General features: G+C 60.3%; 1 protein-coding gene and 1 pseudogene. One reads left to right on the forward strand and one right to left on the reverse strand.

Features of this window, described 5'->3' with window-relative positions:
* Window positions 1-457 (forward strand): annotated as a pseudogene (locus EN969_RS31120) (IS5/IS1182 family transposase); the annotation flags it as partial.
* Between the two features lie 248 nt (window positions 458-705).
* On the opposite strand, the gene EN969_RS35650 reads toward EN969_RS31120, so the two are convergent.
* Window positions 706-1379, reverse strand: a 674-nt coding sequence (locus EN969_RS35650; RefSeq protein WP_348632423.1) for a hypothetical protein, incomplete at its 5' end; no start/stop codon positions are given.

Genomic DNA, 1379 nt, shown 5'->3' on the forward strand with positions numbered 1-1379 from the left:
GGCTCAAGACCTATCTCGGCCGGACCATTCGCGACATTTCTCGCCAGATCGCCGGCGATGCGGGGCTGGACGCGCTCTTCAAATGGCCGTTCTACCAGGCCGCCACCGTTCTCTAGCAACGCCAGCGCCAGCGCGGCCGCAAGATCTACAGCCTGCACGCGCACGAGGTGGAATGCATTGGCAAGGGCAAGGCGCATATGCCCTACGAGTTCGGTGTGAAGGTGTCGGTGGCCACCACGCTGAAGCGCTCCAAGGGCGGCCAGTTCGCCCTGCATGCAAAAGCGCTGCCCGGCAATCCCTATGACGGCCACACGCTGGCAAGCGTCATATCGGCCACATCAAGAACGAACACCGCATGGGCCGCAACTACCTCGCCGGCCAGCAGGGCGACGCCCTCAACGCCGTCCTGGCCGCCGCCGGATACAACTTCTCCCTCCTGCTCAGGTGGCTGAAGTGATTTTTGTGGCCCTTGATCGCCCTGCTTCAACTCCGGCCGAAGTCGGTCGCCGCTTAGCGTCTGGATCACGGTCGACCAGCACGAGTTCCAAAAATCCAACCTGCATCTCAGGCACCGCGTCCTGACCTCGGAAATCGAGGATCCAGTCTCGACAGAGTATTCGACAAGATGCGGACGTGTGTTACAATAACGAGCCGCAACTCATACCAGACATGAGCTCATATTTTGGGATAGTGGCCTCCAAGCGGTCAAGCCACGGACGCGAATGTCATCCGATAAAGGGTCGCGGCGTCATAGATGGGCAGTCCTGTCCTACGACGGATTGCTGACGTCACCATCGGGAACAATGTACATTCAAATAGGAGGGCGGCAATCCCCGGATGTGCGGCGCCAAGTCGCGCGACACAGGCTGCAACCTCCGACTCCATTTCAACAACACCAGCCGGCCACGCGTCACCTTCAATGCCGCCGATGACTACTCTTGCCTCTGCGGATGAATCTATGCCCAGCAGCTCTTTGCCGCAGTGTCTTGAGTCTGCGGCCACAACGGCGAGCTTTGCGTCAGCTGGAAGCTGCCGGAGTAGCGTGGGCGCCAGTAGCAGGCTCGACATGGCCACCGGGACTTCGACAGACGCGGCCACTGCAGCCTGGTACCGGATACTGAACCCGCAGTCCCCGGTTATCGCGACTGCTCCGCGCTCGACCAACCGCCTGGCAGCTGCAATGTAGGCCGGCTCGAGAGAAGCATCACCGGGAATGACCCTCTCCTCCAAAGCCCCGGCCGCGGTCTCTATTATAATTGGGAAGTCGAAAGTTGCCGGGTTGAAGACCGACTCCGGTTGCGGTGGCGGAAATTCACGAGGCGGAAGTCCGATCTCCAGCCCAATAATTCCGAGGGCCCTTTGTTGAGTTGTCACGGAAG

The sequence above is a fragment of the Mesorhizobium sp. M7A.F.Ca.CA.003.01.2.1 genome (genome assembly GCF_003998945.1).
Lineage (GTDB): Bacteria > Pseudomonadota > Alphaproteobacteria > Rhizobiales > Rhizobiaceae > Mesorhizobium > Mesorhizobium ciceri.